Source organism: Bradyrhizobium sp. Mp27 (genome assembly GCF_029953005.1).
In the GTDB taxonomy this organism is placed as follows: Bacteria; Pseudomonadota; Alphaproteobacteria; order Rhizobiales; family Xanthobacteraceae; genus Bradyrhizobium; species Bradyrhizobium barranii.
This window is the reverse complement of the sequence record NZ_JASAUS010000021.1, coordinates 15,249-30,600: the sequence shown is the minus strand read 5'-3', so window position 1 is coordinate 30,600 and position 15,352 is coordinate 15,249. Positions and strand designations below refer to the sequence as shown.

Annotated in this window: 11 protein-coding genes and 1 pseudogene; 6 read left to right on the top strand and 6 right to left on the bottom strand. The window is 62.7% G+C overall.

Features of this window, described 5'->3' with window-relative positions:
- Positions 1-61: 61 nt before the first annotated feature.
- Positions 62-343 carry a hypothetical protein gene (locus QJT78_RS14190; protein WP_028153535.1) on the bottom strand — a complete coding sequence of 94 codons (282 nt, stop codon included), beginning with the start codon at positions 341-343 and terminating at the stop codon, positions 62-64.
- Positions 344-643: 300 nt separating this feature from the next.
- Here QJT78_RS14190 and QJT78_RS14185 point away from each other — a divergent pair, with 300 nt between their 5' ends.
- The 3 genes from QJT78_RS14185 (at position 644) to QJT78_RS14175 (ending at position 2,915) form a co-directional block, all read left to right on the top strand.
- Positions 644-898, top strand: coding sequence for a hypothetical protein (locus tag QJT78_RS14185; RefSeq protein ID WP_309248364.1), 255 nt, complete (start codon positions 644-646; stop codon positions 896-898).
- Between the two features lie 386 nt (positions 899-1,284).
- A complete protein-coding gene (locus tag QJT78_RS14180) occupies positions 1,285-2,550 on the top strand; it encodes an ABC transporter substrate-binding protein (RefSeq protein WP_240537536.1) in 1,266 nt (421 codons plus the stop codon).
- 131 nt (positions 2,551-2,681) lie between these two features.
- Positions 2,682-2,915, top strand: coding sequence for a hypothetical protein (locus QJT78_RS14175; RefSeq protein WP_028153537.1), 234 nt, complete (start codon positions 2,682-2,684; stop codon positions 2,913-2,915).
- 318 nt (positions 2,916-3,233) lie between these two features.
- On the opposite strand, the gene QJT78_RS14170 is transcribed toward QJT78_RS14175, so the two are convergent.
- Complete coding sequence (locus QJT78_RS14170; protein ID WP_028153538.1) at positions 3,234-4,124, bottom strand: helix-turn-helix transcriptional regulator; 891 nt, start codon at positions 4,122-4,124, stop codon at positions 3,234-3,236.
- Positions 4,125-4,703: 579 nt separating this feature from the next.
- Here QJT78_RS14170 and QJT78_RS14165 point away from each other — a divergent pair.
- The 3 genes and pseudogenes from QJT78_RS14165 to QJT78_RS14155 all read left to right on the top strand — a co-directional run.
- A pseudogene (locus QJT78_RS14165) lies at positions 4,704-4,943 on the top strand (winged helix-turn-helix domain-containing protein); the annotation flags it as partial.
- Positions 4,944-5,151: 208 nt separating this feature from the next.
- The gene (locus tag QJT78_RS14160) at positions 5,152-7,605 is read left to right on the top strand and encodes a transcriptional regulator (RefSeq protein WP_281460256.1); all 2,454 of its coding nucleotides are present in this window, start codon (positions 5,152-5,154) and stop codon (positions 7,603-7,605) included.
- Positions 7,523-8,893: an ABC transporter substrate-binding protein gene (locus QJT78_RS14155; RefSeq protein ID WP_312016836.1), complete on the top strand. Its 1,371-nt coding sequence runs from the start codon at positions 7,523-7,525 to the stop codon at positions 8,891-8,893. The genes QJT78_RS14160 and QJT78_RS14155 overlap by 83 nt, the downstream gene beginning before the upstream one ends.
- 83 nt (positions 8,894-8,976) lie before the next feature.
- Here QJT78_RS14155 and QJT78_RS14150 read toward each other — a convergent pair whose 3' ends face one another.
- From QJT78_RS14150 to rpoH, 4 genes are all read right to left on the bottom strand, one after another.
- A complete protein-coding gene (locus tag QJT78_RS14150) occupies positions 8,977-9,678 on the bottom strand; it encodes a hypothetical protein (protein ID WP_028147275.1) in 702 nt (233 codons plus the stop codon).
- A gap of 10 nt (positions 9,679-9,688) precedes the next feature.
- Positions 9,689-10,960 carry an efflux RND transporter periplasmic adaptor subunit gene (locus QJT78_RS14145; RefSeq protein ID WP_028147274.1) on the bottom strand — a complete coding sequence of 424 codons (1,272 nt, stop codon included), beginning with the start codon at positions 10,958-10,960 and terminating at the stop codon, positions 9,689-9,691.
- Positions 10,957-14,139 (bottom strand): efflux RND transporter permease subunit, encoded by a 3,183-nt coding sequence (locus QJT78_RS14140; RefSeq protein ID WP_028147273.1) that lies wholly within the window; start codon positions 14,137-14,139, stop codon positions 10,957-10,959. The genes QJT78_RS14145 and QJT78_RS14140 overlap by 4 nt, the downstream gene beginning before the upstream one ends.
- A gap of 139 nt (positions 14,140-14,278) precedes the next feature.
- Positions 14,279-15,199 carry an RNA polymerase sigma factor RpoH gene (rpoH, locus tag QJT78_RS14135; protein ID WP_162136475.1) on the bottom strand — a complete coding sequence of 307 codons (921 nt, stop codon included), beginning with the start codon at positions 15,197-15,199 and terminating at the stop codon, positions 14,279-14,281.
- Positions 15,200-15,352: the final 153 nt, after the last annotated feature.

Below are 15,352 nucleotides of genomic sequence, written 5' to 3'. Positions count from 1 at the left end.
ACAACGTGTCCGGCGACCAAGGCCGCCAGACACTCGCCGCAAATATCGCAATGCTCGCGCGTCAGCAGCCGCGACAGATGGATCCTTCCAGCATCTTCTCGACCCGCGCGTCCTCCTTGTCGATGGTCGCATCCGAGCCGAGCAGCGGTCCCTTCGTCGGGTGACCAACTCCCTCCGATGACGGAAGCGCGGTGCCGAGCGAGTTCGTTCCCGGCGCAGCAGCGCTGGTACCGAGCGCGCCGCCGCTCTCCATCGACATGTGGGATCCCATGCCGCCGCGGGCAGATGCAACGCCCGAGAGCGCAAGGCTGGCGACGACGCAGAGAAACCAGAGCAGTCTCATGGCTCACACTCCTCATGTTGTATGACCTGCACCTTGAACTGGGCGTCGCACACGATTCGACCATGCACGATCGCGCGAGCAACTCTGACAATTGTGACAGAGTTCGGCTTCGAAGACGCATCAGACCTTGGTAACCGCGCGCACTGCCTGATATTCCCGTGATCTTCTCGCAAGAGTGATGCACAGCAAGCGGGGTTTTCCGGCCGGACTGCCTACATAGCCCGGTATAGAAAACAATTCCGGAAACGCCATCAGCGGAGCAGCGACCATCGCCAAGCGACTCTCCGCACGTCACCAGCAATGGAGAATCGCTATGAGTGCATTCAAAACCCTGATCGCCGCAGTGCTGCTCTCAACGGCAACGATATCTTCCGCCTCGCCGCCTGGTCCTATGCCGATCAGGAGCCCGCCGCATTTGCATCAATGTATCCCAATCGCGACGTGCTGAATGGCGGCGCATTGACGCCGGCAGGGCGAATGGGTCTCGAGCGGTCCGGTGGCGCGGCTCCGGTGTTCGGAGCGGGCCACATCTACAACCGCCACGGGCATCGGTAAGCGGCGGCAACACGCAAAAGTAAATTGCCGCGTAACCATGCCTGTCTGCGACCCCGCTCGGAGTGCGACCGCGCCATGCGGCGCACCCCGCGGGTCCGGAGCCTCGATCGATATCATCGGCTCCGAACGTTTGTTCGCGACGACGAGGGGACGGCGTCGAGGCAGCGCAAATCAGGCGCCGGTGACGGGCCAATTCGACGCACACCATTGTAAAACTTCACAGTTCTTCAGCTACTGTAATCCGGCTCGCGGCGGGTCCCGCGCTACACTCCAGCTATCGACTGTTGGACGAGCAGGCCCTCCATTGGCGCCATACCGCCGCCCGGCAGGCACGATGACCAGCAACGCTATGGAGGCATCGCTTGATCACCGGTGGAAGTGGCCATTTGAGTCCGGACATTGCGAGGCGCCTGCGAAAACTGGCGATCGTCGCCGTCATATTTGCGGCCGGCGCAGCCAGCGCCTCTGCGCAACAGCGATACGATCCCGGTGCGAGTGACACCGAGATCAGGATCGGCAACATCATGCCCTATAGCGGCCCGGCATCGGCTTACGGCATCATCGGCAGGACGATGAGTGCGTATTTTCGCATGGTCAACGACAATGGCGGCATCAACGGCCGGACACTCAAGTTCATCTCCTACGACGATGGCTACAATCCGTCCCGAGCGGTCGAGCAGGCACGGCGGCTCGTCGAGGACGACGAAGTACTCGCGATCTTCGCCCCCTTCGGTACCGCGAGCAACGCCGCCATTCAAAGGTACATGAACAATCGCCACGTGCCGCAATTATTCGCCATATCGGGAGCATCTCGCTGGGCTGATCCCGTCCACTTTCCGTGGACGATCGGCTGGCTACCGAGCTACCGAACCGAGGCACGCATCTACGCGGACTATATCCTGACGCATCACCCTGGCGCCAGGATCGGCATCCTCTACCAGAACGACGACTTCGGACGCGATTATCTGGCTGGCCTGAAGGACGTGCTGCAAGACAGGTACGCGCAAATGGTGGTTGCGAGCCTGCCATATGAAATCAGCGAGCCGACAATCGACTCGCAAATCGTGTCGATCAAGGCGGCCGCCCCCGACATTTTCATCAATGTCGCCACGCCAAAATTCGCGGCTCAGGCGATCAGGAAGCTCGCCGAGCTGGACTGGCATCCCGTCCACATCATGACGAACGTCTCGGTTTCGGTCGGCTCAGTGTTGAAGCTCGCAGGACTGGACAACGCGAAGGGAGTTCTGAGTGCCGGGTACCAGATGGACGTGACCGACCCGCAGTGGGACTCATACCCGGGCATGCAGCACTTTCGCGCGTTCATGACGAAATACTATCCGGACGCAGATCGATCCGAAAGCGGCCCGCTGGTGGCGTTCAATATGTCGAGCGCGCTCGTTGAGGTGCTTAGGCACTGTGGCGACGATCTCACGCGCGAGAGGATCATGCAGGTGGCGACGAATCTCGACATCGAGGGGGCGGCCTATATTCCCGGCGTCCGGGTCAAGACATCGCCGACGGACTTTCGCCCGATCGAGCATCTCCAAATGATGCGCTTCACCGGCGAGAAGTGGGAATGGTTCGGTCCGCTCATGAATGGCCATGCGGACCAGATAACGCTTTCACCTAGCGAGCAATCGCTTTCGAGATGAAGCGCGGGCGACGACTTCGTGCAAAGGCGAAAACGATCGTTCAATTGATACTGCTCATCCGACACATGCGTACACATGTCTGGCAGGCGAGCCGAGGCGTTCCCGGCGTCGCTTTGTCAAGGAGACGTGCAATGACTACACTGAAGCTCTTGTCGGCCGGACTGATGGTTGCGGCCATGATCGCCTCCCCCGCGATGGCTCGCGAAGGCAACAACCAAGCGCGCCGGACCAATGCCGACGCCTATGCGTCGGTTCAGCGCGTTCCGGTGACGTCCATGCGCAACTGTGTTCGCGCTCCCGACGTCGGCGCATACGCGAGCGACCCCTACCGTCGGCCTCCGTGCGAACCCACGTCGGGCTATTGAGCACCCCAAACGGGGCGAGCCCCCTTGCCGCGAGGCAATCGTCAGCGCTGACTTGAAGAGGTTCATCTTGGCGTTTGGCTTCCGTCTCACGGACGTGACTGGAGGAAGAATGGCGGCCCTATGAAGCCCCGTTCTTCCGACCGGCCATGTCCGAGGCGCATTGATCCGTACCAACAGCGTAGCCTCGGCATCTGCCGCGTATACGATAAAAATGTGGAATGATGGATGGCGAAGCCAGCTCCATCGCGGACTCCACCAACCTCGCCATTGCCGTCTCAGACCCCACGAGGACAGGCCTACTCGCTCGAGGCAAGGGCATCAAAGATCGAATCCAGCCGCAGCGGCATCTCGCCATCGACTCGGCGTGTCACCCGCGAAGCGCCTGAACGTCGTCGTGAAGTGGGCCTGGCTCTGAAAACCCACTGTGAGCGCGACCTCAACAATCGGCATCTCGCAGTCCCGCAGCAGATCCTTGGAGCGCTGTATCCGGTGCCGCAAGATATATTCGTGCGGCCTGCAACCCGTTGCGGCGCGGAACTGGGCGGCGAAATGCATCCGGCTCAGGCCGGCGGCCGCGGCAAGATCCGCCAGCACGATTTTCTTGCGGAAGTGAGTCTCGATATAGTCGAGCACCCGCTTGAGCCGCCACTTCTGCAATCCCTGGGCCGGCCTTTCAGAAGTGCATTGGCCGACGCGGGCTCGCTCGTCGAACCTCGGCTGCGCCTCGGAACTCAAGGCAAGGAGCCGGGCAATGACGGCAAATCGCAGAGCGTCGACGCAAAGGGCGCTATCGGTGGCCTTCAATCGCTCCATCGCGACGAGAGCTTCGGACAGGCGCTGAACAACCGGATCGTCGTTACAAATGGGCGCCGTTGTCACAGAGCTAGGTGCAGTCATGGCCGCGCCTTGCCACGGGATTTCGATGCGCAGCCAGCCGGTGTCGCGCGCCGGATTACGCGGGCATATGCCGGAGCTGCGCCGTGGCTGCCCTCCGATCGCAATGACCAGACGGAGCCGCTCGAAGGCAATCGTCGTTGCGTCAAGGGGGGACAGATCGTCCCTGCGCGAAACGGTGGTAGGCGCGATAACCTTCGGAAGCGGCGCGATCGAGGCCATTGCGATGGCCGAGCGGAAATCTGTTTCGTCCGCGGTGACGGTCGCCTGGGTGTAGCCATGCTTCGGTTGTCGCGACGATATTGGCTGAGACATGATCTTACTCTGGCAAGGATAATCCCAACGATGACGCCCCATTCCGGCGAAGCGCATCGATCGAAGAGTAAGGTAGCAAGCTATGGCCCGATCGCGAGTGAAGAGGCGCAAAATCAGGAAACTTCAGGCTCTCCGTCGTCGACATGCCGACACCGTCGAAGTGATGCGTCGTGCCATCGCTTCAAGCGAGATGCCGCGCGATATCCTGCAACCCGCGATGTGAGCATGTGTCGCTTCGACCGCTCGATAACGAAGAGACCAAGCGGGCCGCCGAGCTTCTGAACCGTCGCGACGCGAGATCCCCTGCCCTGTGTTGCTGCCGGGATGTGCTGCGCGCTCCTTCCGGCCCGCTCTCCCATTTTGGCACTCCCATTGGTCCTCACGAACTCGTGTAGCAGGCAACGAGCTAGCCATTGCGAACAGCCGGCTACTGAGAAGGTCGTCTTGACACCCCAACGGCCTCCCCTGTAGGACACCCGGGCATACTGACGCTTTCAGAATCTTGCAGGGGCGGTGATCTTTGGGGGTCTCGTCACTCTCCTAGATTGCGGCAGTGAGGCTGATCCACGGACCCCCCTTATGTCGCCTTCGCCCGCTGTACGAACCTACTCTTTCGGTAACTGGCTCATCGATTGCCAGCGGAGAGAGCTGAAGTGCGACAACATCACGGTCCCGATCGGAAGCCGCGCATTCGAGATTCTCGAGAAACTGGCGGGTTGCGCCGGTCACCTGGTGACCAAGGATGATTTGATCGGAAGTGTCTGGTCAGGCCTGGCCGTCGAGGACAACACGCTACAGGTCCATATCTCCGCCGTTCGCAAGGCGCTGGGCAAAGATCGCGATCTCCTCAAGACGATCTCGGGCCGTGGATACACCCTCGCCGGGACCTGGCGGAGCGGGCATTTGGATCAGCCCGCAGCGACATCGGTATCTGTCCCGGCCATCGAATCCTTTTCGAATAACCTGCCGAACAACGCGCGCTCCTCTTATCGGGCGCGAGGATTGCCTGAGCGAAATTGCCGAACTTATGTTCGCATATCGAGCCGTGACTTTGGTCGGCCCGGGAGGCATCGGGAAAACAAAGCTGGCCATCGAACTTGCGCGCCTGGTCGCATCCTCATTCGATGGTGCGGTGGCGCTGGTCGAGCTCGCGACCTTGCATGATCCGGCACTTGCGACATCGACCACCGCGCGTGCGCTCAAGCTGGCCTTGAGTGACAAGGAGGTTTCGGCCGCCTGTATCGCGCAGGCTATCGGGTCACGGCGTCTGCTTCTCATCTTGGACAATTGCGAGCATGTCATCGACGTCGCTGCACAGATCGCGAGTGCTGCACTTCGCTATTGTCCCAATGTCACTATTCTTTCGACCAGTCGGGAAGGCCTCCGCATCGATGGCGAATACGTCGCGGCCATCCCGCCGCTGTCGGTTCCGGACTCTGGTTTGCGTGATCCCGGTTTGCTGTTGCAGGCAAGCGCCGTGCAGCTCTTCGTCGCTCGCACACAGGCGCTACGCGCGAACTTCTCTCCAGGCGCAGACGATCTGCTCAAAGTGGCTGCCATCTGTCGCCGGCTCGACGGAATTCCGCTCGCGCTGGAATTCGCCGCGGCTCAGACCGCGAATCTTGGGGTAGACACCGTCTTGCTTCGCCTGGACAGGCGAATGGAGTTGCTGAGCGGCGGCCGCAGGGACCAACTGCCGCGGCACCAGACCCTGCGAGCGACGCTGGACTGGAGCTACGATCTGTTGTCGCCCGACGAGCAAAGGCTGTTGTGCTGGCTCGCGGTGTTTCCGGCAGGGTTCACACTCGATGCGGCCATTGCAATGATGGACGACGCGTTGTCCCGGTCGGACGTCATCGAAACACTGTTCAATCTGGTCGGAAAATCGCTGGTCTCGCTCGATCCCTCCTTCGAAGGGCGGTGGCGTCTGCTGGAGACCACCCGCGCTTACGCCCTCGAGAAGCTGGCAGAAGCAGGACTGTGCGAGCAGGCCAGCAGACGGCATGCGAGCTTTCTCAGGCAGCTCATCATGCCACCTGGCGATGCCTCCCCCGCCTCCGACGATCTCACCCGCCTTGCGCAGGAAATTGGAAACGTGCATGCGGCGCTCGACTGGGCCTTCGCGCCCGGCGGCGATGCCGCGCTCGGCGTAGAGCTGACGGCCGGCTTTGTGCCGGTGTGGATGCAACTGCTGTCCTTCATGGAATGCTCGACCCGGATCGAGCACGCTCTCGCCCATCTTGACGGAGAGCTGACCTGCAATCCAAGGCTCAAGGCGCAGCTCTATGTCGCGCTGGGGTTCGCGCTTCTCAATACGACGGGCTCGGCGGATCGCATGAAGGCGGCCCTGAACATCGGCCTTGCGCTCGGCGAAGAGCTGTCCGATCTCGAGCTTCAGCTCAAGGCTGTTTGGACGCTGTGGAGCTATAATCTCAACTCGGGCCAATACGACGCGGCCAAGAATGTCGGAGAGCGATATCTGGAGATCGCCCTTCGCACGGGAAACCCCGCCAACGAGACGGTCGGCCGCCGCCTGATCGGCGCCGCCACCCATTTTTACGGCGCGCAGGAGGAAGCTCGACGCGAACTGACCCTCTCCCTGGACCACTCGGCTCACGGATTGAAGGACGGCACGAACCAGATGTGGTTCCTGCTCAACCAGAGCGTCCTGGCAAAGGCCATGTTAGCCCGCGTGCTGCTGCTCCAGGGAAAGATCGCCCAGAGCAGATCCCTGGCCGCGGAATGCCTCGAGGAGGCGCAGCGTGAGAAGGACAAGCTCGCGATCGCTTACGCGCTGCGGAACGCCGTGTGCCCCATTGCGCTGATGACGCATGATGTCGCCACTGCCGATCAGGCGATCGCGTCTCTCCTCGAGCTCGTCACGCGCGAGGGAATAGCTTTCTGGACGAGCTGGACGTCCTGCCTGAAGGGGCAGTTGCTCGTCCTGCAGGGCAGACATCACGATGGAATAGAGCTGCTGCACAGCGGGCTGAAAGCGCGGGCCGAGAATGGCTGGCTGATGCGCAATCCCGAATTTCTCGGATCGCTCGCCGAAGGACTGTTCGCGGCCGGCGAGACTGCGCAGGCCCTGGCCGCCGTGGAAGATGCCCTGACCATCTCCCGGCAAGGCCAGCAATTGTGGTGCCTTGCTGATCTGCTGCGGATCAAGGGCGAGATCCTGCTTGCCGATGGCTCGTCAGATCGGTCCCGCTCGGAAGTCCTGTTCTCCGAGGGCCTGTCCGTTGCCAGAGAGCAGCAATGCCGCTTCTACGAGCTGAAGGTCGCGGCAGCGTGGGCAAGGATCATGGCGGCGTCCGACCGCCAGCAGACCGCGCTTGATCTCGTCGGTCCGGTCAGCGCGCTGTTCGATCGGGAGGTCGATCTTCCCGCGCTCGCCTTTGCGCGCGGTCTCGCTGCAAGTCCCGGCATCTCGATCTCGACATGCGGCGACGACCGGCCCCCGTCCTGCACCTGCCACTAGGTTGCTGATCTTTCGACCGGCACGACATGTCCTGCAGCGCTGGACCAGCCCTCGCACTCAATCCTCCGGATCGCACCAGATGAGCATCTCTCGACGACAGGTCTTAGGCAGTGTTGGCGCGTCGATGTTCTCGCCCGGCATCATCCGCGCCCAGGGCACGAGACCGATCAGGATCGGCGAGATCAACTCCTATAGCAGCGCGCCCGCGTTTACCCTGCCCTATCGTCGCGGCTGGCAGTTGGCGGTCGAACAGCTGAATGCGAGCGGTGGCCTGCTCGGGCGAGAGCTGCAGCTCATCAGCCGGGACGATGAAGGCAAGCCGAGCGTCGCGCTGCGTGCCGCCGAAGAACTGGTGCGACGGAATGACGTCGATCTTCTGGCAGGCGCATATCTGTCGAATGTCGGACTGGCGATCAGCGACTTCGCCCGGCAAAACCGGATCCTCTTCGTGGCGAGCGAACCGCTCACCGACGCCCTCGTTTGGGAGCAAGGACATCGATACTGTTACCGGCTCCGCCCCTCGACATACATGCTGGCAGCCATGCTGGTGGACGAGGCAGCTCAATTGAAGGCGACGCGGTGGGCGACGATTGCCCCGAACTACGAATACGGGCAGTCGGCCGTAAGATGGTTCACGCAGCTTCTGAGCCGCCGCCGTCCCGACGTCGAGTTCATCAACAGTCAGTGGCCGCCGCTGGGTGCCATTGATGCCGGCGTGGTCGTCAACGCCCTCGCGCAGCAGAAGCCCGAAGCGATCCTCAACGCCACCTTCGGACCCGATCTCGCCAGATTTGTCCGGCAAGGCAATGACCGCGGCCTGTTCGAAGGGCGACACGTCGTGTCGTTCACGACCGGCGAACCCGAATACCTTCTTCCCCTCGGGCAGGACGCGCCGGAAGGATGGATCGTGACCGGCTATCCGGTGACCGAGGTCCAGGATCACGCCAACAACGCCTTCGTCTCGGCCTATTCCGCACGATATGGCGAGGCTCCCACGATGGGATCCGTGGTCGGTCACGCCTTGATCAGCTCCATCGTGGCGCCGATCGCGAAGCTCGGGAAATTCGATACCGAGGCGATGGCCGACGGCTTTGGCAACGTCGGCTTCGAAACGCCATTCGGCCCGGCGATTTGGCGTTCCATCGACCATCAGAGCACCATGGGGACCTTCGTCGGCCGCACCACTGTACGGGGCAACAAGGGTGTGATGGTGGACTGGAAATACCGGGACGGTGGAACGATGCTACCGCCCGACGCCGAAGTCTTGAAGCTACGCCCGGCAACGTGAAGCGCTGGTGCGCCCCGGCTATGCCAGCCGACGTGTCGTCCCCCGATCCGCACGCGGTACGAGAGTCCTGTCGCGGCGACGCCTCAGCATCCCGGCGGCAAGATCGGCGACACTCCCGGCGTTGGCGCCGCGCCTGAGGCGTTGGCTGGCAACACGGTCGCAGGCGCTGCGAGGTTCATCGAGACGCCTTCCGCGCAGGCCGTGCTGTTCGGGCTCGGCATGACGGCGGCATTTGGATCGATGCCGGTACCGCCCGCCGCGCTGGTGTCCGCCAGGATCGTGCCGGGCGCGAGACTGGACGGCACCTGCGGGATCGAGAGCGGCAGGGACGCAGCGCTTGTCGCGAGCCCTCCCGGCGTCGAGCTGCATGCGACCGTCGTCCCCGTTCCCGCCGGTGCCGCTGCGGGAAGCGTTCCGGTGGAGCTGCCAGTTTGGCCCGTGACCGGCAATAGCGGAGCGCCGATGCCTGACGCTGACGAGCCGATGCTCGATACGATCGGGGTCGCCGGCACCGGCATCGGGGACGTCGATGGCGTGGCGCAGACGACGACCGTGCCTGGCGTCGTCGGATCCGAGGCGAGCGGAACAGGCGCCAGCGTCGTGTCGGGAACGCCAGGCTCGGTTGTTGCGGAAAACGGCCCCGGACTGTTGAGCGGCGACGTCACGATCGCTCCCGGTACGGTTGGAAGGCCCATCGCCGTGGTGCCCATCGTTGAGACCTGCGCCTCACTCGAAGAACAGCCCAACAGCAGGGCGATCGTTGTTGCGAGCACGATTCGGATCATCTCTATGCTCCTAACTGACCTCGACCTTGCGAATGGTGACCTTGCTGCCCTCCGCCAGGTTCACCGCCGGATTGAGCACGACCTGGTCGCCGGGCTGTAAGCCCTCGCGCACTTCAATTGTGGTGCCGAGGTCCCGTGCGATCGAGATGTGCTGCAAATGAACGGTGCCATTCCGCACGACCGCGACATGAAGACCGTTTTGGTCGAAGACGAGCGCATCGGACGAGACGGTCATCGACGGCGTCTTGCGCGGGATCGACAGCTCGACCGTGCAGTAGATACCGGGACTTAAGGCACCGTCCGGATTGGGCACGTCGATCTCGGTAAGCAGAGTCCGGCTTCCCGGCTGCAATGCGCTTGCGATGCGCGTGACCTTCCCCGGAAACGTCCGTCCCGGAATCTCGGGGACGCGAATATCCGCATCGACGCCCGGCGCGACCCCGAAGGCCTCGTCCTGCGGCACGAAGACCTGGGTTCGGATCACGTTGGGATGCATCAGCGTGAACATGAAAGTCGACCCGGCCTGCACCAGGCTGCCATTATCCACGTTGCGCTGTGTGATCACGCCGTCGAACGGCGCCACCACGCGCTGATAGGCCTTCTCCTGCTGGAGGACCCGAATCTGGGCCTCCTGCGCCGTGATGTTCGACTGGGCGACGCCCACGGCCGCCTGCTGTGCTCGCAGGGTGAGACGATCGTTGTCCCCCTGCTGTGCCGTCAGCCAGCCTTGCTTGACCAGATTGCTGTCGCGCGCATTGGTGACGTCGGCAAGCTCCCGGCTCGCTTGCGCCTGCTGCAAGGCGGCCTGGTTTTGCGCCAGCGTCGCCTGGGCCTGGGCGATCTGCTGGTCGAGTTCCGGAGCGGTGATTTCCGCGAGAAGATCGCCTTTCTTGACCCGGTCGCCGATATCCACAAAGCGCTTTTCGATATAGCCACTGGTCCGCGCGAAGATATTGGCTGCCTCGAACGCCGTCGTCGTCGCCGGCAAGGTAACCTTCATCAGGTCACCGCTGGGCCGGACCGCCGCCACTCGCACTTCCGGAATGGCGGTTCTCACCTGCTCCGCCACTGCAGCGACCTCACGCGCCGCCTGATAGTGCCGCCAGCCGCCAATGCCGAGACCGCCCACGAGCAGCAGAAGCATCCCTCCTCCGAGCAGCGCGCCGCCGTAACGGCGTTCGGATGGCGCGGCCTTGCCGGGGAGCTCGACGATGCGGCGGCTCTCCGCATCGGGCGGGTCCCTCGCCTCGTCGTCTTTGGTCCGCACACGAACGTCGCTCATTCCGGTTGCTCCTCGAATACGCCGTGGTGAGGCTTGCCATCGTTGCCTTTGCGCAGCATGGCAAAGAGGTACGGCACGATCAGCAATGTCGTCGGGGTTGCGAACAGCAGTCCGCCGATCACTGCGCGCGCGAGCGCGGCGTTCTGCTCCTCGCCCGGACCTCCGAGCGCCATCGGGATCATGCCCACGATCATCGCGGCAGCAGTCATCAGGACCGGACGGATCCTGGTGCGGCCCGCGCTCAGCGCGGCCTGGAACGCGGAATGTCCCTTCAATTGCTCATCACGCGCGAACGTTACGAGCAGGATCGAATTCGCGGAGGCAACGCCGACCGCCATGATCGCCCCCATCAACGAAGGCACGTTCAGTGTCGTTCCGGTGATGAACAGCATCGTCACGATGCCGCACAGGGTCGCTGGCAGCGCCAGGATGACGACGAAGGGATCGCCGAAGTTCTGGTAGTTCACGACCATCAGCAGGTAGACCAGGATGGCGGCAAACAGCAGGCCGATTCCGAGATTGCGGAACGACTGATTCATGCTCTGGATCTGTCCCAGGACCTGGATCGAATTACCCGGCTGGAGCTGCTTCTGGAGTGTGGACGTGACCTTGTTGATATCGGCCGCGACGCCGCCGAGATCGCGACCCTGGACGCTCGCATAGACGTCAAACACCGGCTGGACGTTGGCCTGGTTCGAATTGGTGGGGACACTCCCCCGCTTGAACGTCGCGACATTGCTGAGGAGGCCGGGCACCGTCTGCCCGCTCGCGGCAAGCGAGGCCGACACCGGCGTGTTTCCCAGTGCGTTCAGAGAATTGGCCCTGTATTCGGGCGTCTGTACGGCCAGATAATACGGGATTCCCGACGTCGGATCGGTCCAGAAGTTCGGTGAGACCTGCGCCGACGAGCTGAGGCTGACATTGATATTGGTCGCCACCGTGCTGGCGTTGAGCCCGAGCTGCGCAGCCCGCGTGCGATCGATGTCGGCATAGAACGCCGGAGCATCGACTTCCTGCTGCAGATGCGCATCGACGACACCGGGGATCGCCGCGAGGCTCTTCTGCAGTTCCTTGGCCACGGCCAGATTGTTGGCGCCGTAGCCAACCGTGCGGACATCGATCTGCGCCGGAAGGCCGAAGTTCAGGATCTGCGTCACGATGTCGGCCGCCTGGAAGTAGAACGTGTCCTCCGGGAACGCCTTCGGCAGCACCTGGCGCAGTTTCCTGACGTAGTCTGCGGTCGGCTTGTGCCCGTCCTTGAGCGACACGAGAATGGTGCCGTCGTTCACGCCAATCGTCGAGCCGTCGGTGAATGCGAGATTGTAGGGACGCGCCGGAAGCCCGATATTGTCGACGATCAGCGCCCGGTCCCGCTCCGGAATCACTTCGCGGATCTTGTCTTCGACCGCCTGGAAGATCGCTTCCGTCTTCTCGATGCGGGTGCCCGCGGGCGCGCGAACGTGGAGCTGGATCTGGCCGCCGTCGATCAGGGGATAGAAGTCCCTGCCGACATAGACGAACATGGTGGCCCCGAGCGCCAGCACCAGGACCGCGACGACCGGCACGACGACGCGACGCCGAAGCAACGTCAACAGCAGGTCGGAATAGCCGTTGCGCAGACGTTCGAACCCACGCTCGAACATCGCCGAGGCGCGACCGAAGATTCCCGACGGGATTCCGCCCTCGCCATGGCGCCGTTCGCCTTTCAGCAGCAGGCCGATGGTGATCGGAGTCAGTGTTCGCGACAACGCATACGATGCCAGCATGGCGAACACCACCGCCAGACCCAGCGGGGTGAAGAGGTACTTGGCGGGTCCTTCCAGAAAGACGACCGAGGTGAACACACAGCTGATGGCGAGCGTGGAGACGAGCGTCGGCACCGCGATTTCAGCCGCCCCGTGCAGCGTCGCATCGGGCAACGGCATGCCTTCCTCGGTCCAGAGCCGGTGCGTGTTCTCGATCGTCACCGTGGAATCGTCGACCAGGATACCGACCGCGAGCGCAAGTCCGCCGAGCGTCATCGTGTTCAAGGTCTCGCCGAGACAATACAGCACGACCAGCGAAGACAGCATCGCCAGCGGGATCGAGATCAAGACGACCAGTGTCGATCGCCACGATCCCAGAAACAGCAGGATCATCAGTGCCGTGAGGCCGGCCGCGATCGCGCCCTCGCGCAGCACGCCATCGACCGAATGGGTGACGAAGACCGACTGATCGAACAGCTCGTTGATCTTCATCCCTGCAGGAGCCGACGCGCGAATCGAACTCAAGGCCTTCTTCACCCCGTTGACGACAGCGAGCGTCGAGGCATTTCCGTTCTTGATCACGCTGAGCAGGACGGCGCGATGACCGTCCTCGCGCACGATGTTCTGCTGGACCTGGGAGCCGTCCCGGACCTGGGCCACGTCCTTCAGGAAGATCGTGGCCCCGTTCACGAACTTGACCGGGATCATGTTGAGATCCTTGATCGAGGCTGGCGTGGCGTTGGTTCGAACGGTGTACTGGGTGTCTCCGATTTTCGTCGTGCCGGTGGGCAGCGTCAGATTCTGGGTGTTCACCGCATTGACGATGTCGAGTGGCGTCAATCCGCGCGACAGGAGCTTGTTCGGATCGATGTCGACCATGATCTGGCGGTACTTGCCGCCGGCAGGCGTGGGCAGCGTCACGCCCGGAACAGGCGCCAATTGCTGCCGGATACGGTAGATGCCGAAATCGTATAATTGCTGCTCGTTCAGACTATTGGACTCGAGGCTGAGCTGCAGCACCGGCACGCTCGATGCATTGAACTGCACGATGATCGGCGGCTGAATGCCCGGCGGCATCAGGGCGCGGATGGCGTTGGTTGCCGAGACGATCTGCGAGATCGCGAGGTCGAGATTGACGTCCGGCTGAAAGTAGATCTTCTGAACCGACAGGCCGTTCAGGGTTTGCGCCTCGATGTTCTTGATGCCGCTGACATTGGCGCTGATCGAATACTGGCTGTAGGTGCTGACCCGCTGCTCCATCTCGGGCGTCGACAGGCCGGTGTAGCTCCACACCACCGTGACGACGGGGATGCGGATCTCCGGAAAAATGTCCGTCGGCATCGACCAGATCGCGATGCCGCCGAGGAACAGGATCAGCGCCGCAAGCACATAGAACGTGTGCGGAAACCGCAGCGCGAAGCGAACAATTCCCATGGTAATTCTGCCTGAAGCAAGTTGCGCGGGATCATTGAACAGATGAGGACGGGAGAGCATCCGTTCAAATGAAAACGAATTCAGATGCTCCGTGGCATGACAGACATCATTCGTACCGGCATCACCGCTTCTCGATCGCTCATGGAGCGGTGAGCTCCCGCGGCCGTGAGCCGGAGGCACCGTCGGGGCGCTTGCGTGCCGCATCCTGCACGGCAAGAATTGCGGCTCGCCTGACCTTGGCAAAGGCGCGGATCTCGATCTGCCGAACCCGCTCGCTGGAGATCGAAAGCTCGAATCCGAGTTGGTCCAGCGTAACCGGGCATTCCGCCAGCCGCCTCGCCTCCAGAATATGACGCTCGCGCGCCGTCAGCATGCCCAGCGCAACGCGCAAGGCGTTGGTACGGCGCTCCGTCTGCTCATGATCGGCGAGCACTGTCTCCGCGTCGATCGCCTGATCGACCAGCAACGCTTCCCACTCGGTTCCTTGCTCGTCGTCGCCAACGCGCGCATTCAGCGACATGTCACCGTTCAGGCGGGAATCCATCTCGATCACCTCACGCGCCGTGACGTCGAGCCTTTCCGCGATCGTCTCGGCGACATCGGGCGTGAGCGCCGCCATCGCGCCGCCCGCAGCTTTCCTCATCTCGCTGCGGAGCTTGAAGAACAGCTTCTTCTGCGCTGCCGTCGTGCCGATCCTGACCAGAGACCAGGACCGCAGGATGTATTCGTGAACCGAGGCCTTGATCCACCACACCGCATAGGTGGAGAACCGCGCACCGCGGCCGGGTTCGAAGCGTGACGCCGCGATGACGAGGCCGAGATTTGCCTCCGCAATCACATCGGCCAAGGGCAGACCGTACCCCTTGTAGCCGCGCGCCACCTTGGCTGCGAGCCGGAGATGGCTCGTGACGAGCGCGTTCACGGCACCACGGTCCCGCGTCTCGCGCCAGCGGCGCGCAAGCTGCTGCTCGTGACCGGGCTCGAGCAGTTCATAGCGCTTGATGGCCGCGGAATAGGCGCTGAGGAATGAGGGCGATGGAGCTCCGGCCGCGACGGCCATGACACTATTCCTCGCTACTTCCAGGCGGATCTGCATCTGTCACTCCCACATACGAAACCGGCGAGCGGACTCTAGGAAGCCTCCGAAGGCGGCGGCCACTGAATTGAGCGTAACAAACCTGAATTCGCCTTCAGACATTCGGCATGTCCTGGC

Excerpts from the sequence above, each read along its gene's own strand:
- QJT78_RS14170 (WP_028153538.1), bottom strand. The coding sequence starts at position 4,124 with ATGTCTCAGCCAATATCGTCGCGACAACCGAAGCATGGCTACACCCAG.
- QJT78_RS14150 (WP_028147275.1), bottom strand. The coding sequence starts at position 9,678 with ATGATCCGAATCGTGCTCGCAACAACGATCGCCCTGCTGTTGGGCTGT.
- QJT78_RS14160 (WP_281460256.1), top strand. The coding sequence starts at position 5,152 with ATGTTCGCATATCGAGCCGTGACTTTGGTCGGCCCGGGAGGCATCGGG.
- QJT78_RS14145 (WP_028147274.1), bottom strand. The coding sequence starts at position 10,960 with ATGAGCGACGTTCGTGTGCGGACCAAAGACGACGAGGCGAGGGACCCG.
- rpoH (WP_162136475.1), bottom strand. The coding sequence starts at position 15,199 with ATGGCCGTCGCGGCCGGAGCTCCATCGCCCTCATTCCTCAGCGCCTAT.
- QJT78_RS14185 (WP_309248364.1), top strand. The coding sequence starts at position 644 with ATGGAGAATCGCTATGAGTGCATTCAAAACCCTGATCGCCGCAGTGCT.
- QJT78_RS14140 (WP_028147273.1), bottom strand. The coding sequence starts at position 14,139 with ATGGGAATTGTTCGCTTCGCGCTGCGGTTTCCGCACACGTTCTATGTG.
- QJT78_RS14175 (WP_028153537.1), top strand. The coding sequence starts at position 2,682 with ATGACTACACTGAAGCTCTTGTCGGCCGGACTGATGGTTGCGGCCATG.
- QJT78_RS14190 (WP_028153535.1), bottom strand. The coding sequence starts at position 343 with ATGAGACTGCTCTGGTTTCTCTGCGTCGTCGCCAGCCTTGCGCTCTCG.